The 21449-nt window shown below is 24.2% G+C and carries 20 protein-coding genes; 9 read left to right on the top strand and 11 right to left on the bottom strand.

The genetic code is table 11. The features are described 5' to 3' along the window. Positions 1-2 precede the first annotated feature (2 nt). The 6 genes from H0H49_RS00295 to H0H49_RS00270 are packed head-to-tail and all read right to left on the bottom strand — an operon-like array spanning position 3 to position 8034. Positions 3-1211 (bottom strand): hypothetical protein, encoded by a 1209-nt coding sequence (locus tag H0H49_RS00295; protein ID WP_185864516.1) that lies wholly within the window; start codon positions 1209-1211, stop codon positions 3-5. 9 nt (positions 1212-1220) lie between these two features. Then, positions 1221-1838 carry a c-type cytochrome gene (locus tag H0H49_RS00290; RefSeq protein ID WP_185864515.1) on the bottom strand — a complete coding sequence of 206 codons (618 nt, stop codon included), beginning with the start codon at positions 1836-1838 and terminating at the stop codon, positions 1221-1223. Between the two features lie 9 nt (positions 1839-1847). Beyond that, positions 1848-2381, bottom strand: coding sequence for a DUF3341 domain-containing protein (locus tag H0H49_RS00285; RefSeq protein ID WP_185864514.1), 534 nt, complete (start codon positions 2379-2381; stop codon positions 1848-1850). Next, complete coding sequence (nrfD, locus tag H0H49_RS00280) at positions 2374-3750, bottom strand: NrfD/PsrC family molybdoenzyme membrane anchor subunit (protein ID WP_185864513.1); 1377 nt, start codon at positions 3748-3750, stop codon at positions 2374-2376. Before nrfD ends, H0H49_RS00285 begins: the two co-directional genes overlap by 8 nt. A 39-nt stretch (positions 3751-3789) precedes the next feature. Next, positions 3790-6696, bottom strand: a complete 2907-nt coding sequence (locus tag H0H49_RS00275; RefSeq protein ID WP_185864512.1) for a 4Fe-4S dicluster domain-containing protein — start codon at positions 6694-6696, stop codon at positions 3790-3792. Positions 6697-6720: 24 nt separating this feature from the next. Beyond that, positions 6721-8034: a c-type cytochrome gene (locus H0H49_RS00270; RefSeq protein ID WP_185864511.1), complete on the bottom strand. Its 1314-nt coding sequence runs from the start codon at positions 8032-8034 to the stop codon at positions 6721-6723. Between the two features lie 185 nt (positions 8035-8219). On the opposite strand from H0H49_RS00270, the gene H0H49_RS00265 reads away from it, so the two are divergent. The 5 genes from H0H49_RS00265 to H0H49_RS00245 all read left to right on the top strand — a co-directional run bounded on the left by H0H49_RS00265 (position 8220) and on the right by H0H49_RS00245 (position 12588). After that, positions 8220-9524, top strand: a complete 1305-nt coding sequence (locus H0H49_RS00265; RefSeq protein ID WP_238784949.1) for a M16 family metallopeptidase — start codon at positions 8220-8222, stop codon at positions 9522-9524. 142 nt (positions 9525-9666) lie between these two features. Continuing rightward, positions 9667-10962, top strand: coding sequence for a M16 family metallopeptidase (locus tag H0H49_RS00260; RefSeq protein ID WP_317168700.1), 1296 nt, complete (start codon positions 9667-9669; stop codon positions 10960-10962). Between the two features lie 8 nt (positions 10963-10970). Continuing rightward, the gene (locus H0H49_RS00255) at positions 10971-11282 is read left to right on the top strand and encodes an iron-sulfur cluster assembly protein (RefSeq protein ID WP_185864509.1); all 312 of its coding nucleotides are present in this window, start codon (positions 10971-10973) and stop codon (positions 11280-11282) included. A gap of 21 nt (positions 11283-11303) precedes the next feature. Further along, positions 11304-12260, top strand: coding sequence for an SPFH domain-containing protein (locus tag H0H49_RS00250; RefSeq protein ID WP_185864508.1), 957 nt, complete (start codon positions 11304-11306; stop codon positions 12258-12260). Further along, complete coding sequence (locus H0H49_RS00245; RefSeq protein WP_185864507.1) at positions 12238-12588, top strand: DUF3127 domain-containing protein; 351 nt, start codon at positions 12238-12240, stop codon at positions 12586-12588. The genes H0H49_RS00250 and H0H49_RS00245 overlap by 23 nt, the downstream gene beginning before the upstream one ends. Positions 12589-12609: 21 nt before the next feature. Here H0H49_RS00245 and H0H49_RS00240 read toward each other — a convergent pair whose 3' ends face one another. The 4 genes from H0H49_RS00240 to sucC all read right to left on the bottom strand — a co-directional run bounded on the left by H0H49_RS00240 (position 12610) and on the right by sucC (position 18150). Beyond that, the gene (locus tag H0H49_RS00240) at positions 12610-13257 is read right to left on the bottom strand and encodes an endonuclease III domain-containing protein (protein WP_185864506.1); all 648 of its coding nucleotides are present in this window, start codon (positions 13255-13257) and stop codon (positions 12610-12612) included. Beyond that, positions 13238-15355 (bottom strand): ATP-dependent Clp protease ATP-binding subunit, encoded by a 2118-nt coding sequence (locus H0H49_RS00235; protein ID WP_185864505.1) that lies wholly within the window; start codon positions 15353-15355, stop codon positions 13238-13240. The genes H0H49_RS00240 and H0H49_RS00235 overlap by 20 nt, the downstream gene beginning before the upstream one ends. A gap of 91 nt (positions 15356-15446) precedes the next feature. Further along, complete coding sequence (locus H0H49_RS00230; protein WP_185864504.1) at positions 15447-16931, bottom strand: DNA polymerase III delta subunit-related protein; 1485 nt, start codon at positions 16929-16931, stop codon at positions 15447-15449. A gap of 25 nt (positions 16932-16956) precedes the next feature. Beyond that, positions 16957-18150, bottom strand: a complete 1194-nt coding sequence (gene sucC / locus H0H49_RS00225) for an ADP-forming succinate--CoA ligase subunit beta (RefSeq protein WP_185864503.1) — start codon at positions 18148-18150, stop codon at positions 16957-16959. Positions 18151-18245: 95 nt separating this feature from the next. Here sucC and H0H49_RS03085 point away from each other — a divergent pair, with 95 nt between their 5' ends. The 4 genes from H0H49_RS03085 to H0H49_RS00210 all read left to right on the top strand — a co-directional run bounded on the left by H0H49_RS03085 (position 18246) and on the right by H0H49_RS00210 (position 20165). Further along, the gene (locus H0H49_RS03085) at positions 18246-18425 is read left to right on the top strand and encodes an ATP-binding cassette domain-containing protein (RefSeq protein ID WP_317168699.1); all 180 of its coding nucleotides are present in this window, start codon (positions 18246-18248) and stop codon (positions 18423-18425) included. Between the two features lie 38 nt (positions 18426-18463). Next, positions 18464-18928 (top strand): ABC transporter ATP-binding protein, encoded by a 465-nt coding sequence (locus H0H49_RS00220; RefSeq protein ID WP_317168698.1) that lies wholly within the window; start codon positions 18464-18466, stop codon positions 18926-18928. A gap of 5 nt (positions 18929-18933) precedes the next feature. After that, entirely contained in the window at positions 18934-19593 is a 660-nt protein-coding gene (locus H0H49_RS00215; protein WP_185864502.1) for an alpha/beta hydrolase, read from the top strand. Between the two features lie 191 nt (positions 19594-19784). Then, the gene (locus H0H49_RS00210) at positions 19785-20165 is read left to right on the top strand and encodes a hypothetical protein (RefSeq protein WP_238784948.1); all 381 of its coding nucleotides are present in this window, start codon (positions 19785-19787) and stop codon (positions 20163-20165) included. Between the two features lie 3 nt (positions 20166-20168). Here H0H49_RS00210 and odhB read toward each other — a convergent pair whose 3' ends face one another. Beyond that, complete coding sequence (gene odhB, locus H0H49_RS00205; protein ID WP_185864501.1) at positions 20169-21440, bottom strand: 2-oxoglutarate dehydrogenase complex dihydrolipoyllysine-residue succinyltransferase; 1272 nt, start codon at positions 21438-21440, stop codon at positions 20169-20171. Positions 21441-21449 lie beyond the last annotated feature (9 nt).

The following is a 21449-nucleotide window of genomic DNA, read 5'->3' as shown; positions in this document are numbered from 1 at the left end:
AATCATTTCATATGAGGATATTTATAGTTTTTACTTTCTTCAAAAAATGGATGTCCTGTAGGAATATCTAATTTTCTATTACTTAAGTTGAGTAATAAAATATAAATAAATATACCAAATATTAATAAAAATCCTCCTATTTCAGAAAATCCAAATTTTTCATATTTATGTTCTATATCTGGAGCTATAATATGATAGATATCTATATAATGTCCAATACAAATAATAATAGAAGACATAAATACTATTTTAGTATTAGTTTTTGCTTTACTACTTATCAAGAAAAAAAAAGGAATTATAAAATTTGGAATTAGCATCCAAAAATGGATACTATGATATAATTCTTTTCTTTTTAAGAAAAAAACTATTTCTTCAGGAATGTTTCCATACCAATAAAGCAAAAATTGTGAAAACCAAAAATATGTCCATAATAAACTTCCAGAAAATAAATATTTACTTAAATCATGTAAATGGTTTTCGTTAAATAATGGAAAACATCCTATTTTTTTAAGTAATAAAGAAATTATAGTAATAATACTTATTGATGTGACTAAATAACTACTTAAAATATACCACCCAAATAAAGTACTAAACCAATGTGGGTTTAAAGACATTATCCAATCCCATGACATAAATACAGATACTATAGATAAAAAAATTATAAATAAAATAGAATATAAATATAATTTTTTATAATTATCAACTGAATAATGATAACTTAATGTATAAGAAATTTTTTTTATTTTTAAATAGAAAAAAATATATATAATAATATATACGACACTTCTTATTAAAAAGAACGGAATGTTAAAGAATATTTTTTTGTGTGCAATGATTTCATCATATTCTTTCAATATAGGATTATATAAATTAGGATTCATCCATTGAAACATTTTGACCCAACCCACTCCATTGATTAATAGAATGATGAATATCATTATACAACCATACGGAATAAAAGATCCTACTTCTTCCATTATAGGATGAACTACCACAGACCATCCAGATTTTGAAACATTTTGTATGGCTAAGAAAAATAAAGATCCTATAGATAAAGATGTAAAATAAAAAATAGATATGTATAAACTAGTCCAAGGTTTATTAATTTCTAAATTATTCTTTAATAGAAAACTATCTAATAATATTAGAATAATACCTATAATTATTATAAAAAAAATTTTGATTTTAGTTTTTGTAGAAAACTGTAACATCATTTATTATTATTTATTATTTTTCAATAACATAACATATTCAGATACCATCCATCGTTCAATTTCATTTAATTGAGAAGCATAAGATCCCATATTATTTTTACCATATGTAATAACATAATAAATACTTCCTATCGTAATATCTCTGTCTTTATAATTTGGAATTCCAAATATTTTATCATTTTTCACCAATATACCTTCTCCATCACCATTTTTTCCATGACATATAGAACAGTTTATATTATAAAGATTTTTACCCTTATTCATAATTTCCTGTATATCACTTTTTTTTCTAAAAAATGGATATTTAGTTATTTTTTTAGAGATATCATATCCATGATTTGTATTCGTAATATAGTAATATATGAGTGATGCATTTCTTGGTACAGTATTTTTTACTGGTGGGAACGATGAAGTATTTTTTTCTGCAAAATAAGGTATTTCTATTTTTATATTATCTTTTTTTTTGTTAAAACCTGGATTTGAATATGGTTCATAAGAATCTGAGTAGTACATGTCCGGCATATAAACTATGTTTGGTTTCGTTTTATCAAACCAACAAGAAATTAACATAATGCTAAAAAAACAAATAAAAAAAATGTTGAAAAAAATATATTTATTATTCATATAACAATATTAAATATGTTTCGATTTTACTTCTATAGCACCATTTTTTTTTAGAAAATTCATCACGTCTTCAACGTTTTCTATTGTTGTCCTAATTTCTATTAGAAATAAATTATCAGTAGTTCTTGGATCCAAATTTTTTGCCATACAACCAGGAAATAATCTTCCCTGAATAAGGTAAGTGATACACATTAAATGTGCAGAAAAAAAAATTGTCAATTCAAATATCACAGGAATAAAAGAAGGAAGATTATTTATCCAGGAAAAAGAAGGTTTTCCTCCAATATTTTGAGGCCAGTCAAATATCATAATATACCATGTTAATAAACAAGATATACAAAAACCAAATGTTCCATATATGAAAGATAAAAAAGATAAATTAGTTTTTTCTAAATTTAGGATTTTTTCTAATCCATGTATAGGAAATGGAGAATATACTTCATGTATATTACAATTTTTTTTATTATGTTCTTTAATATATTTAAGACTATTTATTAGTGTATGATCATTATCATACAATGCATGAACTGTACATTTATTCATTTTTTTTATCATTACAAGAATTCAATATCGTTTTTAATTCTGATTGTGAAATTACCGGAAATACACGTACGTATAATAAATAAAGCGTGAAAAAAAAACCAATAGTTCCTATAAATATTCCTACATCTACAAATGATGGAATAAATCCAGTCCAAGAAGATGGAAGATAGTCACGACTTAGATTTAAAACAATAATGTCAAATCTTTCAAACCACATACCAATATTTATTACTATAGCAATTATGTAAGACCAAAAAAAACTTCTCCTTATAGATTTTATCCATAAAAATTGTGGTATAATAACATTACAAATAATTAAAGACCAAAAAGCCCACCAAAATGGACCTTTAGATGCTTCTAAAGAAAAATATATGAATTTTTCAAAAATATTACCAGAATACCATGCAAGAAAAAATTCAGATATGTAAGCAATTAAAACAATTCCTCCTGTAAGTAAAATGATCATATTCATATATTCAATATGATTTCTTGTAATATAATTTTCCAAAGACAAAACTTTTCTTGCTATACCCAGTAAAGTTTGTACCATGGCAAATCCTGAAAATATAGCTCCTGCAACAAAATAAGGAGGAAATATTGTGCTATGCCATCCTTTGATTACGGAAGTAGAAAAATCAAATGATACTATAGTATGTACAGAAAAAACCAATGGAGTACATAAACCTGCTAATACTAAAGATACTTCTTCAAATCTTTGCCATTCTTTTGATGTTCCTCCCCAACCAAAACTTAAAATATTGTAAATTTTTTTTTGAAAAGGATTTTTTATTCTATCTCTAATCATAGCAAAGTCTGGAATTAGTCCTACAAACCAGAATACAGTAGATACAGAAAAATATGTACTAATAGCAAACACATCCCACAAAAGTGGAGAATTAAAATTTGGCCATAAGCTACCGAATTGATTCGGTATAGGTAAAACCCAATGAGCATTCCATGGTCTTCCCATATGAATAATAGGAAATAAACCTGCTTGTATTACTGCAAAAATAGTCATAGCTTCTGCAGATCTATTAATAGATAAACGCCATTTTTGACGAAATAACAACAAAACAGCGGAAATTAGAGTTCCTGCATGACCAATACCTACCCACCAAACAAAGTTTGTGATGTCCCAAGCCCAATTAATAGTTCTATTTAATCCCCATACGCCTATTCCTGTTAAAATTGTATAAGTAATACATATAATCCCCCATATAAATGCTATTGTCGATATGATGAAAGAAATTTTCCATAAATAACCTGCTTTACTTTCTATAGGTTTTAATATATCATTACTTATGTCTTGTAACGTTTTTTTTCCTATAATTAAAGGTTCTCTTCTAATAGTTTTATAATTATTTTCCATATTATAATAATATTTCCTCATTTTATTTTAAAAGAAAAACTATTTTACAGTATTTTTCACTTTTACTTGATAAAAAATATTAGGTCGCACTCCTAGAAATTCAAGGAGTTTATAGGATCTTTTATCTTTTGATTTTTTATATATTAAACTGTCCTTGTCATTAAAATCTCCGAATGTAATAGCTTTTGTAGGACAAGATATACTACAAGCTGTTTCAAATTCTCTATCTTCTATAGTTCTATTTTCTTTTTTTGCTACATTTATAGTGTATTGTGTTCTTTGTATACAAAGAGAACATTTTTCCATAACTCCTCTACTTCTAACAACTACATCTGGGTTTAAAACCATTTTTCCCAGAGAATTATTCATGTTAAAATTAAATTTTTTATTGTTAGCATAGTCAAACCAATTAAAACGTCTTACTTTATAAGGGCAATTATTGGCACAATAACGAGTACCTATACAACGATTGTACGTCATCATATTTTGACCTTGTTCTCCATGAGATGTTGCTCCTACTGGACATACAGTTTCACAAGGAGCATAATCACAATGTTGACATATAATAGGTTGAAAAGATATTTTTGGATTGCTGTTATATTTTTCTTTACTTTTATTTGTATAATAATATCTATCAACTCTTATCCAATGCATATCTCTTGATTTTTTTATTTCTTCTTTTCCAACAACTGGAACATTATTTTCTGAATGGCATGAAATAATACAAGACCCACATCCAATACAAGAGTTTAAATCTATAGATAATTTAAAATGATGTCCACTTTTTCTTTTTTTTTCCATTCCAAAAGAAGGAATATCTTGGATATACTTCATTCCATCATAAGTATGAATTTTTTCTTCTTTATTCCAAACTTCTTTAGGTTTTTCTAAGAATATTTTTAAATCTACATTTCTAATTAAATCTCTATCTAATGATGTATTTTGAACTTGTATACAAGCAAACTTATGTATTTTATCAACTTTTTTTAGTTGTATATTGTATTGTATAATATTAAAGTTATCATATATTCTATATCCATTTTTTCCATCACATAATTGTGATAATTTTCCTATTTTTTGACCATATCCTAATGCTAATCCTATAGATCCTATCGCTTGTCCATTCTGAATAATAACAGGAATATCTTTTATTATAATTTCTTTATTTTTGATTAAATTGACGCAATCTCCATTCAAACATCCATCTCCAGTATGCCAATTTCTTAGTTGCATTTTTTTTGCATCATAGGGAGATATTGTAATGTAATTTCCCCATGTAGTTCTTGTAATAGGATCAGGAAATTCTTGCAACCATGGATTATTATATTGAGTTCCATCTCCCATTCCTATTTTTGTATATAATCTAAGTTCAAAACTTTTTTTTTGTATCTTTTCTTTATTATAAAATTGAATTTTTTTTACTTTATTGTTACTTTTTTTTTCTTTTTCATATGTTGTTGTTTTTACTATTCCATGAAAAAGAGCCTCATTAAAAGAAGAAACATTAGATTTTGGAATAATGTCTTTTTCCCAAATTTTTTTTAAATAATTATAAAAACTTTTTTCTTTGATATTTCCCCAAATCATTAAAGAATCTTGTATTTGTCTAGTATTAAATATATGTTGTATAGTGGGTTGAATTAATGTATATATATTACTTAAGGGATGAGTATCCCCCCAACATTCTAACCAATGTGGAATAGGAGTTATAACCTTCATCATTTTATTTGTCTCATTTTTATTCATAGAACATGATACAGTTAATGGTATTTTATTTATGTATTTTTTTATTTTTTTAGAAATGTGATATGGTAAACTGTATAAAGGGTTAGTGTTATGAATAAATAAAGCTTCTATATTTCCATTTTCCAAATTTTTTAAAAAATTCATAAATATTTTATCATTACTTTCTTTTGAAAAAATAAATTTATTACTTAATGCATTACTGTTAATTTTTTTATTAATTAAAAGTGAGTATTGATAGCATTCTTTATCTCCATCTGCTATAACAACACTTTTTGATCCTCTATTTTTAATCAAAAAACATATTTTATTAGCTATTTCATTATTTGGTTTTTTTTCATACAATATGTTTTGAAAAACTTGAAATAATATTTCTTTAATATCAGAAGGTTTTTTTGAAATACGTAAGTCTGCATTAGCTCCAGATAAACTCATGTTACTTTCTATCTGAATATGTTGTGTCATAAATTCTGTAGGAACTCTCTTTTTTGCATAATATTTCCCCATATTTTCTGGACTCCAATCTCCTAAAAAATCAGAATCAAATGAAATAATTAAATCAGATTGAGATATGTCAAAAAAGGGAAAAGCTCGAATATTAAATATTTCTTCGCTAGCATCTAACATTTTAGAAAATGAAATAGCATCATAAGTGACCCATTCAGTATTGGGATAGACTTTTTTAAAATCTTTAACTAATTTTTTTGTAGAATAGCTAGGTAAAGAACAAGAAAGAAAAACTATTTTTTTATTTTTTTTCTTTATTTTATTTAAATATTGTATAATATATTTGTCTACTTCTTTCCAAGAACTTTTTTTTCCCATTAATAATGGAAACTTTACTCTTTCTTCATCATAAAGAGATAATAAAGAAGATTGTATTCTAGCTGAAGTAGTATTGAAATATTCTGATGTTGAGTTAGGTTCTATTTTTATAGGTCTACCCTCTCTTGTTTTTACTAGTACACTTGCCATATCAAATGAATCTAACATAGTTGTAGCATAATAAGTTGGATTTCCTAAATTAATTTGATCTGGTTTTACAATGTAAGGAATAGATTTGATTACAGGGCCTTTACATGCAGATAAAGCAACTGATGCTGTACTAAATCCTACCCATTTTAAAAAGTCTCTTCTTGATGTTTTTCCATTGAAAAGATCTTTAACAGAATTTTTTACTTTTTCTTTTTTATTTGATTTCATACTACAACAATTTTATTAATCATATTAATAATGACATTTAGCACATTCTATTCCACCTACCATATCTACTGTTATTTTTTTATTTTCTTTTATTTTTTCGGAAAAATATTTTTCATAATATTTATTTTTCTTGTCTATCTCTACTTCTCTATGACAAGAAATACACCATTCCATGGTAAAATCGTTTGACATTTCTATTTGATCCATTTTTTGGACTTCCCCATGACATGCATTACAAACTAAGTTTACTTTTTTTAGTTTTTTTATGGCGTTTTCTCCAGAAATAATATGTTGAGAATGATCAAAGTAAACAAAATCTGGCATATTATGTATACGAATCCATTTGGTAGGATGAATTTCTTTAGAATATTCTCTTTTATTTTTATCCCATCCTATAGAATAATAAATTTTCTGTATTTCTTTGTTATATTCTTCTATGCTTTTTCCTTTTTCTATGTAATCTCCTTTATATTCTTCTATAGTCATATGACAATTCATACAAACATTCATAGATGGAATTCCTGAAACTTTTCCGTTTCTTGCACTTGAATGGCAATATTGACAATCAATTTCATTAATTCCGGAATGAATTTTATGAGAAAAATAAATAGGTTGTTTAGGTTTATATCCTTTATTTACATCTATTTTCATTAAAAAAAACCAAGACTGACATATACTAAAAAATAAAAATAAACTTAAAAAACAGGATAATAATTTCCATCTTATGGGTTTTCCCCCTAATAAATTGTAAACTTTATCTAATAAAAAATCTTTTTTTGTAAATATAGGTTCTTTATTTTCATTTAATAATGTAGTAAGAATATAAATTCTATATAAAATCCATATAATTATTAAAGATAAAATGCTAAAAAATAAAGCTACCAGTTTGATTAAAAACTGTTTCTCTATGATTTCACTTTCACTATTTTCATTTTTTTCTATATTTTTTATTGTTTCTTTTTTTTCTACTGTTGGATTTTCGATAAAATATAAAATATCATCTATTTGTTTTTCAGATAATTGAGGAAAAGGATTCATTTCTATATTTCCGAATTCTTTATAAATAGATATAGCATTTTTATCTCCACTTGCTCTTAGAGATTTATTATCCTTAATCCATTTATGTAACCATTCTCTACTTCTTTTTTTTGTTACTCCAAATAGTGGAGGTCCTATCATTTTTTTATTTAGATCTAGAGAATGACATGCAGTACAATTTTTTTTAAATAGATCGATTCCGTTCTGAGCATTTCCTTCTATTTTATTTTCATCTGCTTTAATACATGAAGAAAATAAAAAATTAATTAAAATAAAAATATAGACAAGAATTTTTTTCATATATATACTAAATAAATAAAAACAGATTCATAAATTTTTTTTAACAAAAATAGAATAAAAGAAAAAATTACATTTTTGTTAGGAAAAAAAAATCGTAAATTATTTTTCTTTAAATAAAGTTTAACTATTTTTGACTTTAGTTGCAATCTATGATCAGATTTTATTTTTTTTTCTTAATGATAACTATGATGATAAATAATCAATTAAGTTCCAAACAGCATAATAATATTCGATTTTTTGAAGAAAAACTTACAAATGGTTTACATGTTATATTACATCAGGATAACACGAACCCATTAGTTTTTGTATCTGTTTTATACCATGTTGGTAGTAAAGACGAAGATCCAGGAAAATCCGGTTTTGCACATTTTTTTGAACATCTTATGTTTGAAGGATCTAAAAATGTTAAAAAAGGAGAATACTTTAAATATATAGCTTCTAATGGAGGAAAAAATAATGCTTATACTAATCAAGATTCTACTTGTTATTATGAAATGTTACCATCAGATCGTTTACCACTTGCATTATGGTTAGAATCTGAGAGAATGCTACATGCAAAAGTAGATAAAGAAAGTATTGACATACAAAGAGAAGTAGTAAAAGAAGAAAAAAAAATGCGTTTAGAAAATCAACCTTATGTAACAGCATTATATGAAATAATACCTTCTTTATTATTTAAAAAACATCCTTATAGATCTCCAATAATAGGATTGGAAAAAGATTTAGATAAGGCAGATGAAAATGACTATAAAAAATTTTATAAAAAATATTATACTCCAAATAATGCAGTATTAGTTGTTGCAGGTGATTTTGATATGGTTGAAGCTAGAAAATTAATTAAAAGGTATTTTTCATCTATTCCCAGAGGGAAAAATAGATTAAAGAGAGTTGTAATAAAAGAAGATCCAATAAAAAAAGAAATTTTCTATACATGTGTAGATAAAAATTCCAATGTACCTGGTGTTTTTTTATCATATAGAATTCCAAAAATGACTGATCAGGATTCTTATGTATTAAGAATGATTGATCATATTCTTTCTTCTGGAGAAAGTTCTAGAATAATAAAAAATGTTGTTAATATTCAACAAAAAGCTTCTTATGCAGGTTCTTTTCTAGAAACTATGGAAGATTATGGAATATTTATAATATATGGACTCATTACTCCAGGTGTTGATTTAGATCAATTGACAAAAGCTTTAGATCAAGAAATAGATTTTTTAAAAAAGAAAGGGGTATCACGATACGAATTAGAAAAACAAAGAAATTATTTTGAAAAAAAATTTATTTCTGATAATTATTCTATGAGTGGTATTGCATCTAATCTAATTCACTATTATTTATATTACAAAAATGCTAGTTTAATTAATACAGATATTGATAGATATAGAAAAATAACAGTAGAAGATATAAATAGAGTAGCTAATAAATATTTAAATAAAAATAACAGAGTTCGTCTATATAATGTATCAGAAGATAACAAAAAGAAGTAGATTTTTTATTATTATTATCATAACATTTTTTTTTCATACAATTATGTTTTCAAACACTAATTTTCCGATAAATCGTAGTATTCCTCCTAAAATTTTAAAAAGGAATCAAACAATTAATATTGAAAGTCCGAAATTTTTCCAAATGGAAAATGGATTAAAAGTTTTAATCGTAGAAAACCATAAATTACCTATAGTTAGGATAGGATTAGAATTAGATTGTGAGCCTTTTTTAGAAAAAGATAAATCTGGAATAAGAAAGGTTTTTGGTCAAATGCTAAGAGCTGGAACAAAAAATTATTCTAAAGAGGAATTAGATGATATTATTGATTATATGGGGCTTAGTTTATATACATCTTTTTCAGAGATATCTATTTCTACTCTAAAAAAATTTTTAACTAAATCTGTTTCTATCATTAGTGATATTGTGATGAATAATGATTTTGATAATTTCAAAGAGTTAGAAAGAATTATCAAACAAAGAATAATAGATATTAACATTTTGGAAAAAGATCCAAATTCTATTTTAGAACGCGTTAAAAATGTATTGTATTTTGGAAATAATCATCCTTATGGAGAATATGAAACAAAACAATCTATTAAAAATATTACTTCCAGTGATTTAAAAAAATTGTATAATAAATATTATGCACCAAACATGTTTTATCTTTCTTTTGTAGGAGATATATCAAAAAATCAAGCAAAAAAATTATGCAATTTATATTTTTCTAGATGGAAAAAAAAACCACATTTTGTAGAAGAAAATATTATGAAAAAAGAATATCTTCTTCCAAAAGAAATAGAAATAGATGTAGTAGATCTTCCTTCTTTAACTCAATCTTATATTTGTATAGGTGGACCTGTATTTCTGAAAAAAAATGATACTTCATATTTCCCTTCTATATTAGCAAATGGAATTTTAGGAGGAAGTGCTCAGAGTCGTTTATTTTTAAATTTAAGAGAAAAGAAAGCATATACATACGGGGCATATTCTACACTAAAATCCGATAAATATATCGGTTATTTTTCAGTTTATACTCAAGTAAGAAATGAAGTAACAGATGAAGCTATAAAAGATATATTGAAAGAGATTTCATATATGATTGATAATAAGGTTTCCTTAGAAGAATTAGATATTAAAAAAAATGAAATGAGTGGTCAATTTATCTTTGATTTAGAAGACCCAAACGTAATTATTGATCTGTTTATTTGTGAACTAAAAAATAATCTTACAAATGGTTTCTATAAAAATTATTTAAATAATATTAAATCTGTTACTATAGAAAGTATACAAAAATCATGTAATAGTGATAAATATTTTCCTAATAAAATAATTTTAATTGTTGGTAAATCAATTGAAATTTTACCAAAAATAAGGAAATTAGGATTTCCTATTCGTCATTTTGATAAATTTGGTACTTTTTTAAAGTATGAAAAATAAATAATAAAATGAATGAAAATAATTTAGAAGATTATATTATTTCTATACTAAAAAATATATATGATCCTGAAATACCAGTAGATATTTATGAATTAGGTCTTATTTATGATATTAAAATATCTGATAATAAAGATGTTAAAATAATTATGACTTTAACTACTATAAATTGTCCAGTTGCAGAAACTTTACCTTTAGAAGTAAAAGAAAAAATTCAGTCTATAAAACATGTAAGAAATGTTGATGTTGTATTAACATTTGATCCGCCATGGAGTAAAGAATTTATGAGTGATGAGGCTCGTTTAGAATTAGGATTATTATAATAATAATTAATTATTATTAATATGAGCATTTTTAGTTTTTTATTTTATGTAACATTATTAATTTTTATAATTTTATCTATTTTTTCTAGTTTTATTTTTATAGTTAATCAGGAAACATCTGCTATTATTGAAAGAATGGGAAAATTTCATAGCATACGTTATGCTGGTTTAAATTTTAAAATTCCCATTATAGATAATATTGTCGGAAAATTGACATTAAAAATACAACAATTTGATGTTGTAGTAGATACAAAAACTAAAGATAATGTATTTGTAAAAATAAAAATATCAGTACAGTTTAAGGTAATTCAAGATAAAGTGTATGAAGCTTTTTATAAACTAGATAATTCTCATACTCAAATTAAATCTTACATATTTGATGTAGTTAGAGCAGAAGTTCCTAAAATGCGTTTAGATGATGTATTTGAGAGAAAAGATCATATTGCTATTGCAGTAAAAAGAGAATTAGAAGAATCAATGTTAGATTATGGTTATTCTATTATTAAAGCTTTAGTTACTGATATTGATCCAGATGAACATGTAAAACAAGCTATGAATCAAATAAATGCAGCTGAGAGAGAGAGAGTTGCCGCAGAATATAAAGCAGAAGCTGAAAGGATTAAAATAGTAGCAAAAGCAAAAGCAGAAGCTGAAAGCAAAAAATTACAGGGAAAAGGAACTGCAGATCAACGAAGAGAAATAGCTAAAGGGATTTTAGAGTCTGTTGAATTTTTAAATAACGTTGGTATCAATTCACAGGAGGCATCTGCCTTAATTGTAGTAACACAACATTATGATACTCTTCAATCTATAGGTGAATCTGGTAATTCCAATGTTATTTTATTACCTAATTATCCAGGATCTGCTAGTGATATGTTAAATAATATGATTACTTCATTTAATATATCTAATCAAATAGGAGAAAATATTAAAAATAATAAGAATAAAAAATATCATGGAAATAATAGGAAAGATTAAAAAATTATTTCAAATTCAGAAATTTGATAGTGGGTTCAAAAAAAGAGAAGTTGTTATTACAACAGAGGAACCGTATCCTCAAAATTTATTAATTGAATTTATTCAAGATAAAGTAGATTTGCTAGAAAATTTAAGACAAAATGATAAAATAAAAATTTACATCAATATTCGTGGAAGAGAATGGACCAATCCAGAGGGAAAAATAAAGTATTTTAATTCTATACAAGGATGGAAAATAGAAGAAATAAGTAGTAATAATAATGAAATAATAGGAAATTCAAAAAAATCATCTTTTTCTTCAGATGATTTTGATGATTTACCATTCTAATCAATCATTATTATAACATTATTACAATAAATGATTATTCAATAATTCTTGATATATGACATCTTTATGTTTATTCCAATTTTTAGATGGAGAGTATTCTCTAGCATAGTTGATAATTTGATGATGTAATTTATTCCAGTGTTTTTTTTCGAATATACGTTTAGCATCTTTTTCTGTTTTTTTAACATTTTTTCCGATACTCAATTTCCAACGATACATCATTCTATGAATATGTGTATCTACTGGAAATACTGGAATATCTGAAACATGAGATAAAAATACAGATGCTGTTTTATGTCCAACTCCAGGAAAACGTTTTAATTGATAAATATCCTTAGGAATTATTCTGTTACATTTATTGATTAAAATATTAGATAAATTATAAATGTAATTATATTTTTTATTATATAATCCTATTTTATTTAGATACTTTTTTATTCTTTCAGAAGAATAAGAAATAAAATCTTCAGGATTTTGAATGATTTTGAACAAATTTTTTGTGATATCATTGACTTTTTTTTCTTTACTTCTGGAAGTAAGTATAACAGCTATTAATAATGTATATTCATTGATGTAATATAAAGTACTATTCGGATTTGGGTATAAATAATCCAATATATTTTCGATAATTATTATTTTTTTTATATTATTATATTTTAATTTTGACATTATCTTTTTTTTCATTTATTTCCAAATAAATAACGTCTCCCTTCTTTATTTTTTCGTTTATAATACATTCTGATATTGTATTCTTAATAAATTTTTCTATTACTCTTTTTAATGGTCTAGCTCCATAGTATTTATCAAACCCCTTTTTTTGTATGAAATTTATTACTTCAGGTGATAAAATTAATTTATATCCTAAATTTTCAATTTGAAAAATTATTTTTTGTAATTCTAAATTAGTTATTTTAGATATATCTTCTGTTTTTAGAGAATTAAAAATAATAACATCATCTATTCTATTTAAAAATTCTGGAGAAAACGTTTTTTTTAAAGCTTGTTCTAATATATTACTAATGTGGTCATAATTTTTCTTAGATTGTGTATTGAAACCTATACCTTTTCCAAATTCTTTTAATTGTTGTGTCCCTGTATTTGAAGTGAAAATAATTATGGTATTTTTGAAATTTATTTTTCTTCCAACACTATCAGTTATACTTCCATAATCTAGTATTTGTAATAATATATTAAAAACATCAGGATGAGCTTTTTCTATTTCATCTAACAATATTACAGCATAAGGTCTTCGACGGATAATTTCTGTTAATTGGCCTCCTTCTTCATAACCAACGTAACCAGGAGGAGCCCCTATTAATCTGGACACAGAAAACTTTTCCATATACTCACTCATATCTATGCGTATTAAAGATTCTTCCGAATCAAATAGTTCTTTAGCAAAAACTTTTGCTAAATATGTTTTTCCAACTCCTGTTTGTCCTAAAAAAATAAAAGATCCTATCGGACTATTTGCATCTTTTAACCCTGTTCTATTTCTTTGAACAGATTTTACGATTTTATCTATAGCTTCATCTTGACCTATGATCTTTTCTTTTAATATATTTGCCATTTTATTTAGTTTCTTCATTTCTGCTTGAGCTATTCTATTTACTGGAACGCCACTCATCATAGATACTACTTCTTCTACATTTTCTTCAGAAACTATTTCCTTATTTTCTTTTGATGATGTTTCCCATTTTTTTTGTGCTTTTAATAAATTTTTTTCTATACGTTTTTCTGTATCTCGTAAACGAGCTGCTTCTTCATATTTTTGATTTTTTACTACTTTAGATTTTTCTTTACGTATATTTTCTAACTCCTTTTCAAGAAAAACTATTTCTTGTGGAACTTTTATATTTTTAATATAAACTCTAGATCCAGCTTCATCCAAAGCATCAATTGCTTTATCTGGTAAAAAACGATCTACAATATATTGTGAAGTTAAATGAACACATGCTTTTATAGCTTTTTCTGTGTATAATACGTTATGATGACTTTCATATTTTCCTTTTATATTTTTTAATATTTCAATAGTTTCATTTTCAGATGAAGGTTGCACTATAATTTTTTGAAATCTTCTTTCCAATGCACCATCTTTCTCTATATATTGTCTATATTCATTCAATGTAGTAGCACCTATACATTGAATATATCCTCTTGCTAATGCTGGTTTAAAAATGTTAGATGCATCTAAAGAACCTGTAGTGCCACCAGCTCCAATCAGAGTATGAATTTCGTCTATAAAAAGAATAAGTCCTACATTTTTTTCTGATTCATTTATAATGGCTTTCATTCTTTCTTCAAACTGTCCTCTATATTTTGTCCCAGCTACTAGATTTGCTAAGTCTAAAATAACTACCCTTCTATTGTATAAAACTCTTGAAATCTTTTTTTGAACAATACGTAAAGCTAATCCCTCAGCAATAGCAGATTTTCCAACTCCAGGTTCTCCTATAAGTAGAGGGTTATTTTTTTTTCTTTTACTTAATATTTGAGAAACACGTTCTACTTCTTTGTCTCTACCTATTACAGGATCTAATTTTCCTTCCATAGCTATTGCATTTAAATCTCTTCCAAAACTATCTAGTACTGGAGTTTTACTTCTTACTGTTCCCCTTCCGTAATATCCAGACCCTATTCCACTATTTCCACTTTCAGAGCTACTGCTATAAGAAGAAGTAGAATTATCATTTTCAATATCTTCATTTGAATAGGTAGAAGATAAAAAAAGTTTTTTTATACTGTTTGACGAATAATGATAAATCATGAGCTAAGATTATTCATTAAAAAAGAAATATAAAATATCTACTTCATTTCTACAAATGAGATATCCTTTATTTTATTTTTTTATTTTTTTTCTAGGATATAGAAGATATTTTCAAATTTAATTTTTCTATTAATTTTTCTGTAAATTTATTTTTTTTGGATAGAAAAGCATAATTTTTTAGTGTATCTTTTTCTGATTTTTTTCCTATTACTTTAAATTTTTGTGAATAATTGAATTTGTTTTTTAAATACTTTATAAAATATGACTGTACTAATAAAAAATTAGGACCTTTTAGTTCATTAGGGACTATAAAGCAGCATATATCATTATTTTCGATACAAAATTGTATTTCTTCTTTTAAAAAATCTATGTAAATAGAATTCATTTTATCGGAAAATTTTTGTAAAAAATCTATCCAATTTTTTTTAATAAAAGATATTTTATCATTATTATCATAATCACAATATTCTAAATTTTTTTCTATTTTTTTTTTATCCACATTTTTTGTGTTATCATAATAATTAGCTAATTTTATTAAAAATATCTCTATTATAAATTTATCATCAATTTTATCAAATTGGTATTTTTCTATTAAATAAGAAGACATATTTATCGATTTTATTATTAATGAATAAGATATATTTCCTGATTGCTCTATATAAGATTGAATTATTTCTTTTTTTAATTTTAAAAGAGAAAGTGTTTCATTTTTTTTAGATAAAAATAAATTTCTAAAATGTTCTATTAGTCCAATTATAAAATTGATAAAATTAACTTTTTCTTGAAATATTTTGTCTAGTAACAAAAATATTTTATGTGTATCCCCTAATAACAAATAATTAACTATATCAAAATAATATGTAATATTTACAATTCCTAATTCTTTCATTAAAAGATCTTTAGATATTTTTTTTTCATGTAGTAATAATAATTTTTCAAAAACATAAATCGCTTTACTAATAGAACCATTAACATGTTGAGAAAGAAGAAAAAGAGTTTCACTATCTACTTTTATATTTTCTTTATCAGAAATCATTTTGATATGAAAAAAAATTTCTTTTATAGAAAGACTTTTAAATTCATATATTTGAGAATATGATCTAATAGATATAGGAATATTATTTTGTTTTTTAGTGCAAAAAATAAATAATATCTCTGTATATTTTCCTTTTATAAAATTTAATAAAAAATTAATAAATTTTTGAGAAAATACATGTATATTTTTTATGATGAAAATGTTATACTTTTCTAATTTAGGATAAAAAAGTATTCTATCTATTATTATTTCATGAAAATTATATGAGTAAATACAAGAATTTAACAAACAATCTATTTCAAATATATTATTATAACATTTTTTATCAAAATTGTTATTTAATTCATTAGCCAAAACTTTGGCACATGTATTTTTCCCTACTCCATCAGGTCCAACAAAAAATAAAAATTGTGATAATTGATTATACTTTATTGCATTTTTAAGAGAAGAAGTAATGTCTTTTTGACCTACAATATCATCCCATTTTAAAGGACTATATTTATCAGATAATACAAAATTTTTTGAAAAAAAATTGTTCATTTATTTAATATTCTTTATTACTGTATTATAAAGAACTGGATAATATTTTCTTTATTTTATTGGATGCTTCTTTTAAAGAATTGGTATAATAAATAGGTAATTGACTATTATCGAGTATTTCTTTTGCTTTTTTTTCATTTGTACCTTGTAAACGAACAATAATTGGTATATTATTAATATTTATTTTTTTTGAATAAGAATTAATTACTCCTTTTGCTACTGTATCACAACGAACTATACCTCCAAATATGTTTATTAATATAATTTGAACTGATTTATCATCTAAAATAATAGAAAAAGCTTTTTCTACTCTTGTTATATCTGCAGATCCTCCTATATCTAAAAAATTAGCTGGATTTCCTCCACAAAATTTAATCATATCCATAGTTGCCATTGCTAATCCTGCTCCATTTACCATACAACCTACATCTCCTTTTAACTTTATAAAGTTTAGATCATATTTCATTGCTTCTTTTTCAAGAAGATTCACATCTTCGTATTCGTAATGAATATTAGCATATTTTTTTTCATGACGAAATAAAGCATTGTCATCTAATATCATTTTTATATCTACTGGAATTATTTCATTTTCTTTATTTATTATCATAGGGTTTATCTCCAATAGTAAAGAATTATAATACTTATATGACTGATAAATATTTTTTAAAAAAGTGTTGAATTTAGAAAATAAATTTTTGGGTAATCCTAAATTAAAACCTATTTTTCTAATTTGAAATAGTTGTAGACCTAATATTGGATCTATTTCTTCAGTAAAAAGATCATGTTTTTCTTCTATATTTACTCCTCCTTCTTTAGAATAGACGATAACATTTTTTTCTAAATCACGATTTAGTAGTATTGAAATATAATACTCTATAGGTGGCTTTAATTCAGAAATATACACATCTTCAGATATTAATACTTTTTTTACTAATTTTCCTTTATCGGAAGTTTGAGGAGTAATAAGATATTTTCCTAATAAATCTTTAGATTTTTTATAAACTTCATCTAAATTTTTTGCTATTTGTATTCCTCCAGATTTTCCTCTTCCACCTGCATGTATTTGAGCTTTAATAATTACAGATTTTTTTTTAGTACGATCAATTATAATTTTAGCACATCGTACTGCTTCTTCTGGAGAAAAAGCTAACATTCCTTTAGGAGTTCTTATTGAAAAATAATTTAATATTTCTCTTCCTTGATATTCGTGCAAATTCATTGAAAATAATTTTTTCAAGTAAATTTAAATTAAAATTCATTTTATGAATATAATTATCATATTTTTTTTGCAATTTTTTACTAAATTAAGTTATAATGATTAAAGCCAAGAATATTTATAAATCTTTTGATAATAAAAAATATATTTTAAAAGGAGTTACTATATCCATAAAAAAAGGACATTTAGCATGTATTTTAGGAGAATCTGGATCTGGAAAAAGTACACTTTTACATATATTAGGAACACTAGATCAACCTACAAAAAAAAAAATGTAAAAACTTATTTAAAAATAAATGGAAAAGATATTTTATCTATGTCTGATGAAAATCTTTCTTATGTAAGAAATGAAAATATAGGTTTTATTTTTCAGAATCCAGAATTTTTACCAGAACTTACAGTATTAGAAAATGTAAGTTTACCCGGCTTAATAAATAGAAAAAAAAATAGAAAAAATATTCAAGATACTGCAATAAATCTATTAAAAGAATTAAATATTTATAAACATGTTAATTCAAAAATTGATGAATTATCTGGTGGAGAAAAACAAAGATTATCTATAGCAAGAGCATTAATTAATGATCCTGAAATAATATTTGCAGATGAACCTTCTGGAAATTTAGATAAAAAAAACGCTGATAATTTACATCAATTATTTTTTTTTCTTAAAAAAGAATTTAAAAAAACTTTTTTGATTGTTACTCATAATATTGAATTAGCAAACATGGCAGATGAAATAATGGAAATAAAAAATGGTTTAGTAAAAAATAAAAATTATTAATAATTATGTTTTTAAATAATGAAGACTTATCTTTTAAATATATTATTAGAAAACCAAAAAAAAGTAAGGATAATTATAGTCTATTTTTAATGATTCATGGTTATGGTAGTAATGAAAAAGATCTTTTTTCTATAACAAAAGATATACCAGAAAATTTTTGTGTTATTAGTATACAAGGAAATTACTCCATTGAAAAAGGAAAATATTTTTGGTATCACATAGATTTTTCTAACAAAGAAAAATTTGTTCATGTTCTACAAGCTGAAAAAACTATTGAAAAAATAAATCATTTTATCAATGAGGTTATAAATAAATATCAATTGAATAATAATAATGTTTGGTTATGTGGATTTAGTCAAGGTGCTATACTATGTTATGCTATAAGTCTAGAAAATATAAAAGTAAAAAAATCTATTATATTAAGTGGATATTTAGAAAGAAAAATTATAAAAAAAAATTCTATTTTAAATAAAAATTTAGAATTTTTCATTTCTCATGGAAAAAATGATCTTATCATTCCTATAAGTTGGGCAAAAAAAAGTTTAAATATACTTAAGAAGAAAGGAATATATTCTTATTCCTTTAAAGAATATGATTCTGGACATTTTTTGTGTAATTCTAATTATGAAGATCTTATTAACTGGATAAAAGAAAAAAATTTTTAATCAAATATTTTTATGAAAAAACATACAAAATTAATTTTATTTATACCAATATTTTTAATATCTATTTTTTTTTTATCAAAAAAAATTATTTTTTTGGAACTATTACGTTTTTAATAAGCCTTATCCCTATATTTCTTATTTTTAGAAATGAATTTTTATTATTGTCTTTTTTCAAAATAAGAAATAGAGATATGAAAGGATTAAAAAAATATTTGTCATATATCAAAAATCCAAAATCACAACTAACTGATAATCAATTATCTTATTTTTATTTTTTAAATGGGATCTTATATTCAGAAATAAATATTTTTCAATCCGAAAATTATATGAAAAAAGCTCTTGATCATGGTTTAAAATTTAAACAAAACATAGCAATAGCCAAATTTAGTTTGGCCATAGCGTGTCTATCAAAAGGAGACAAAAAAAAAGCGGAAATTCTTCTATTAGAAGCAAAAAAAACAGATATATCCGGAATATTACATGATCAAATTAAAATAGTAAAAATGCAAATGAAAAAAATGAATATTGTAAAAAATAAACAAAATCCTTACATAAGGAACAAATTTTTTTAATTATTATATTTCCAATACACTTTGAATATTTTTTTCATCTCCACCCATCAAAAACTTGATGGGATTTTCTATAGTTTCTTTAACAGAAACTAAAAATCCGACAGATTCTCTTCCATCAATTATTCTATGATCGTAGGATAAAGCTAAATACATAATAGGTCGAATATGAATAGAATCACCACCATTATTACCACAAACATCAGATAATACTATCGGTCTTTTCATAATTTTATGCATTCCTAAAATAGCACTTTGTGGAGGATTTATAATAGGAGTAGAAAGCATAGATCCAAAAATACCTCCATTTGTTATAGTAAAAGTCCCTCCTGTCATTTCATCTATAGAAATCGTACCATTATGAACACGATTAGATAATCTAACTATTTCTTGTTCTATTCCTCTAAATGATAAATTTTCTACATTTCTTATTACAGGAACCATTAGTCCTTTTGGACCAGATATAGCAATGCTAATATCATAATAATTAAAATTTACTTTTTTATCTCCATCAATCATCGCATTTACATCTGGATATAATTTTAAAGCTCTAACACAAGAAAGAGTAAAAAAAGACATAAAACCTAAGTTAACACCATGTTTATTTTTAAATATATCCTTATATTTTTTTCTTATGATAAATATTTCTTGCATATCCACTTCATTAAATGTAGTTAATGTGGCTGTTTCATTTTTTGATGAAACTAATCTATCCGATATCTTTCTTCTTAGAGAAGAAAGATTTTTTACCGTTTTTGAACGGTACATAGGTGGTGCTATATTTCTATTTATAGTGGAATAATTATCATCTGAATATGTAGAAAAATTATTTTTTTCATTTATTAAATATGAAACACAATCTGATTTTGTAATCATTTTATGTTTTCCAGTTCCTTTAATTGATTCTAAAGGAATATTATTTTCTCTTATGATCTTTTTAGAAGCTGGAGATGCATTTTTACTATCTTTATCATGCTCTTTATTTTCATCTATTTTAGATTTTATATTTTGATTATTCTGAATATTTTCTAAATTTTTTTTAGAAGAATTGTCAATAATGCATAATACATCTCCTATTTTTACTCTTTCTCCTTTTTCTACCATTAAGGTTATTACTCCATTTTCTTCCGAAGAAATTTCTAAAGTAGCTTTATCTGAATCAATTTCAGCTATTATTTGTCCTTTTTGTACATAATCCCCACTTTTAACAAACCAGGAACTTACTTCTACTTCTGTAATAGATTCTCCGGGTGAAGGAACTTTTACCTTTGTTATCATAGTGTATAA

It is taken from the genome of Blattabacterium cuenoti (genome assembly GCF_014252035.1).
Classification (GTDB): Bacteria; Bacteroidota; Bacteroidia; order Flavobacteriales; family Blattabacteriaceae; genus Blattabacterium; species Blattabacterium cuenoti_Z.
The sequence above is the reverse complement of the archived record's forward strand: the minus strand, read 5'-3'. Positions and strand labels throughout refer to the sequence as shown.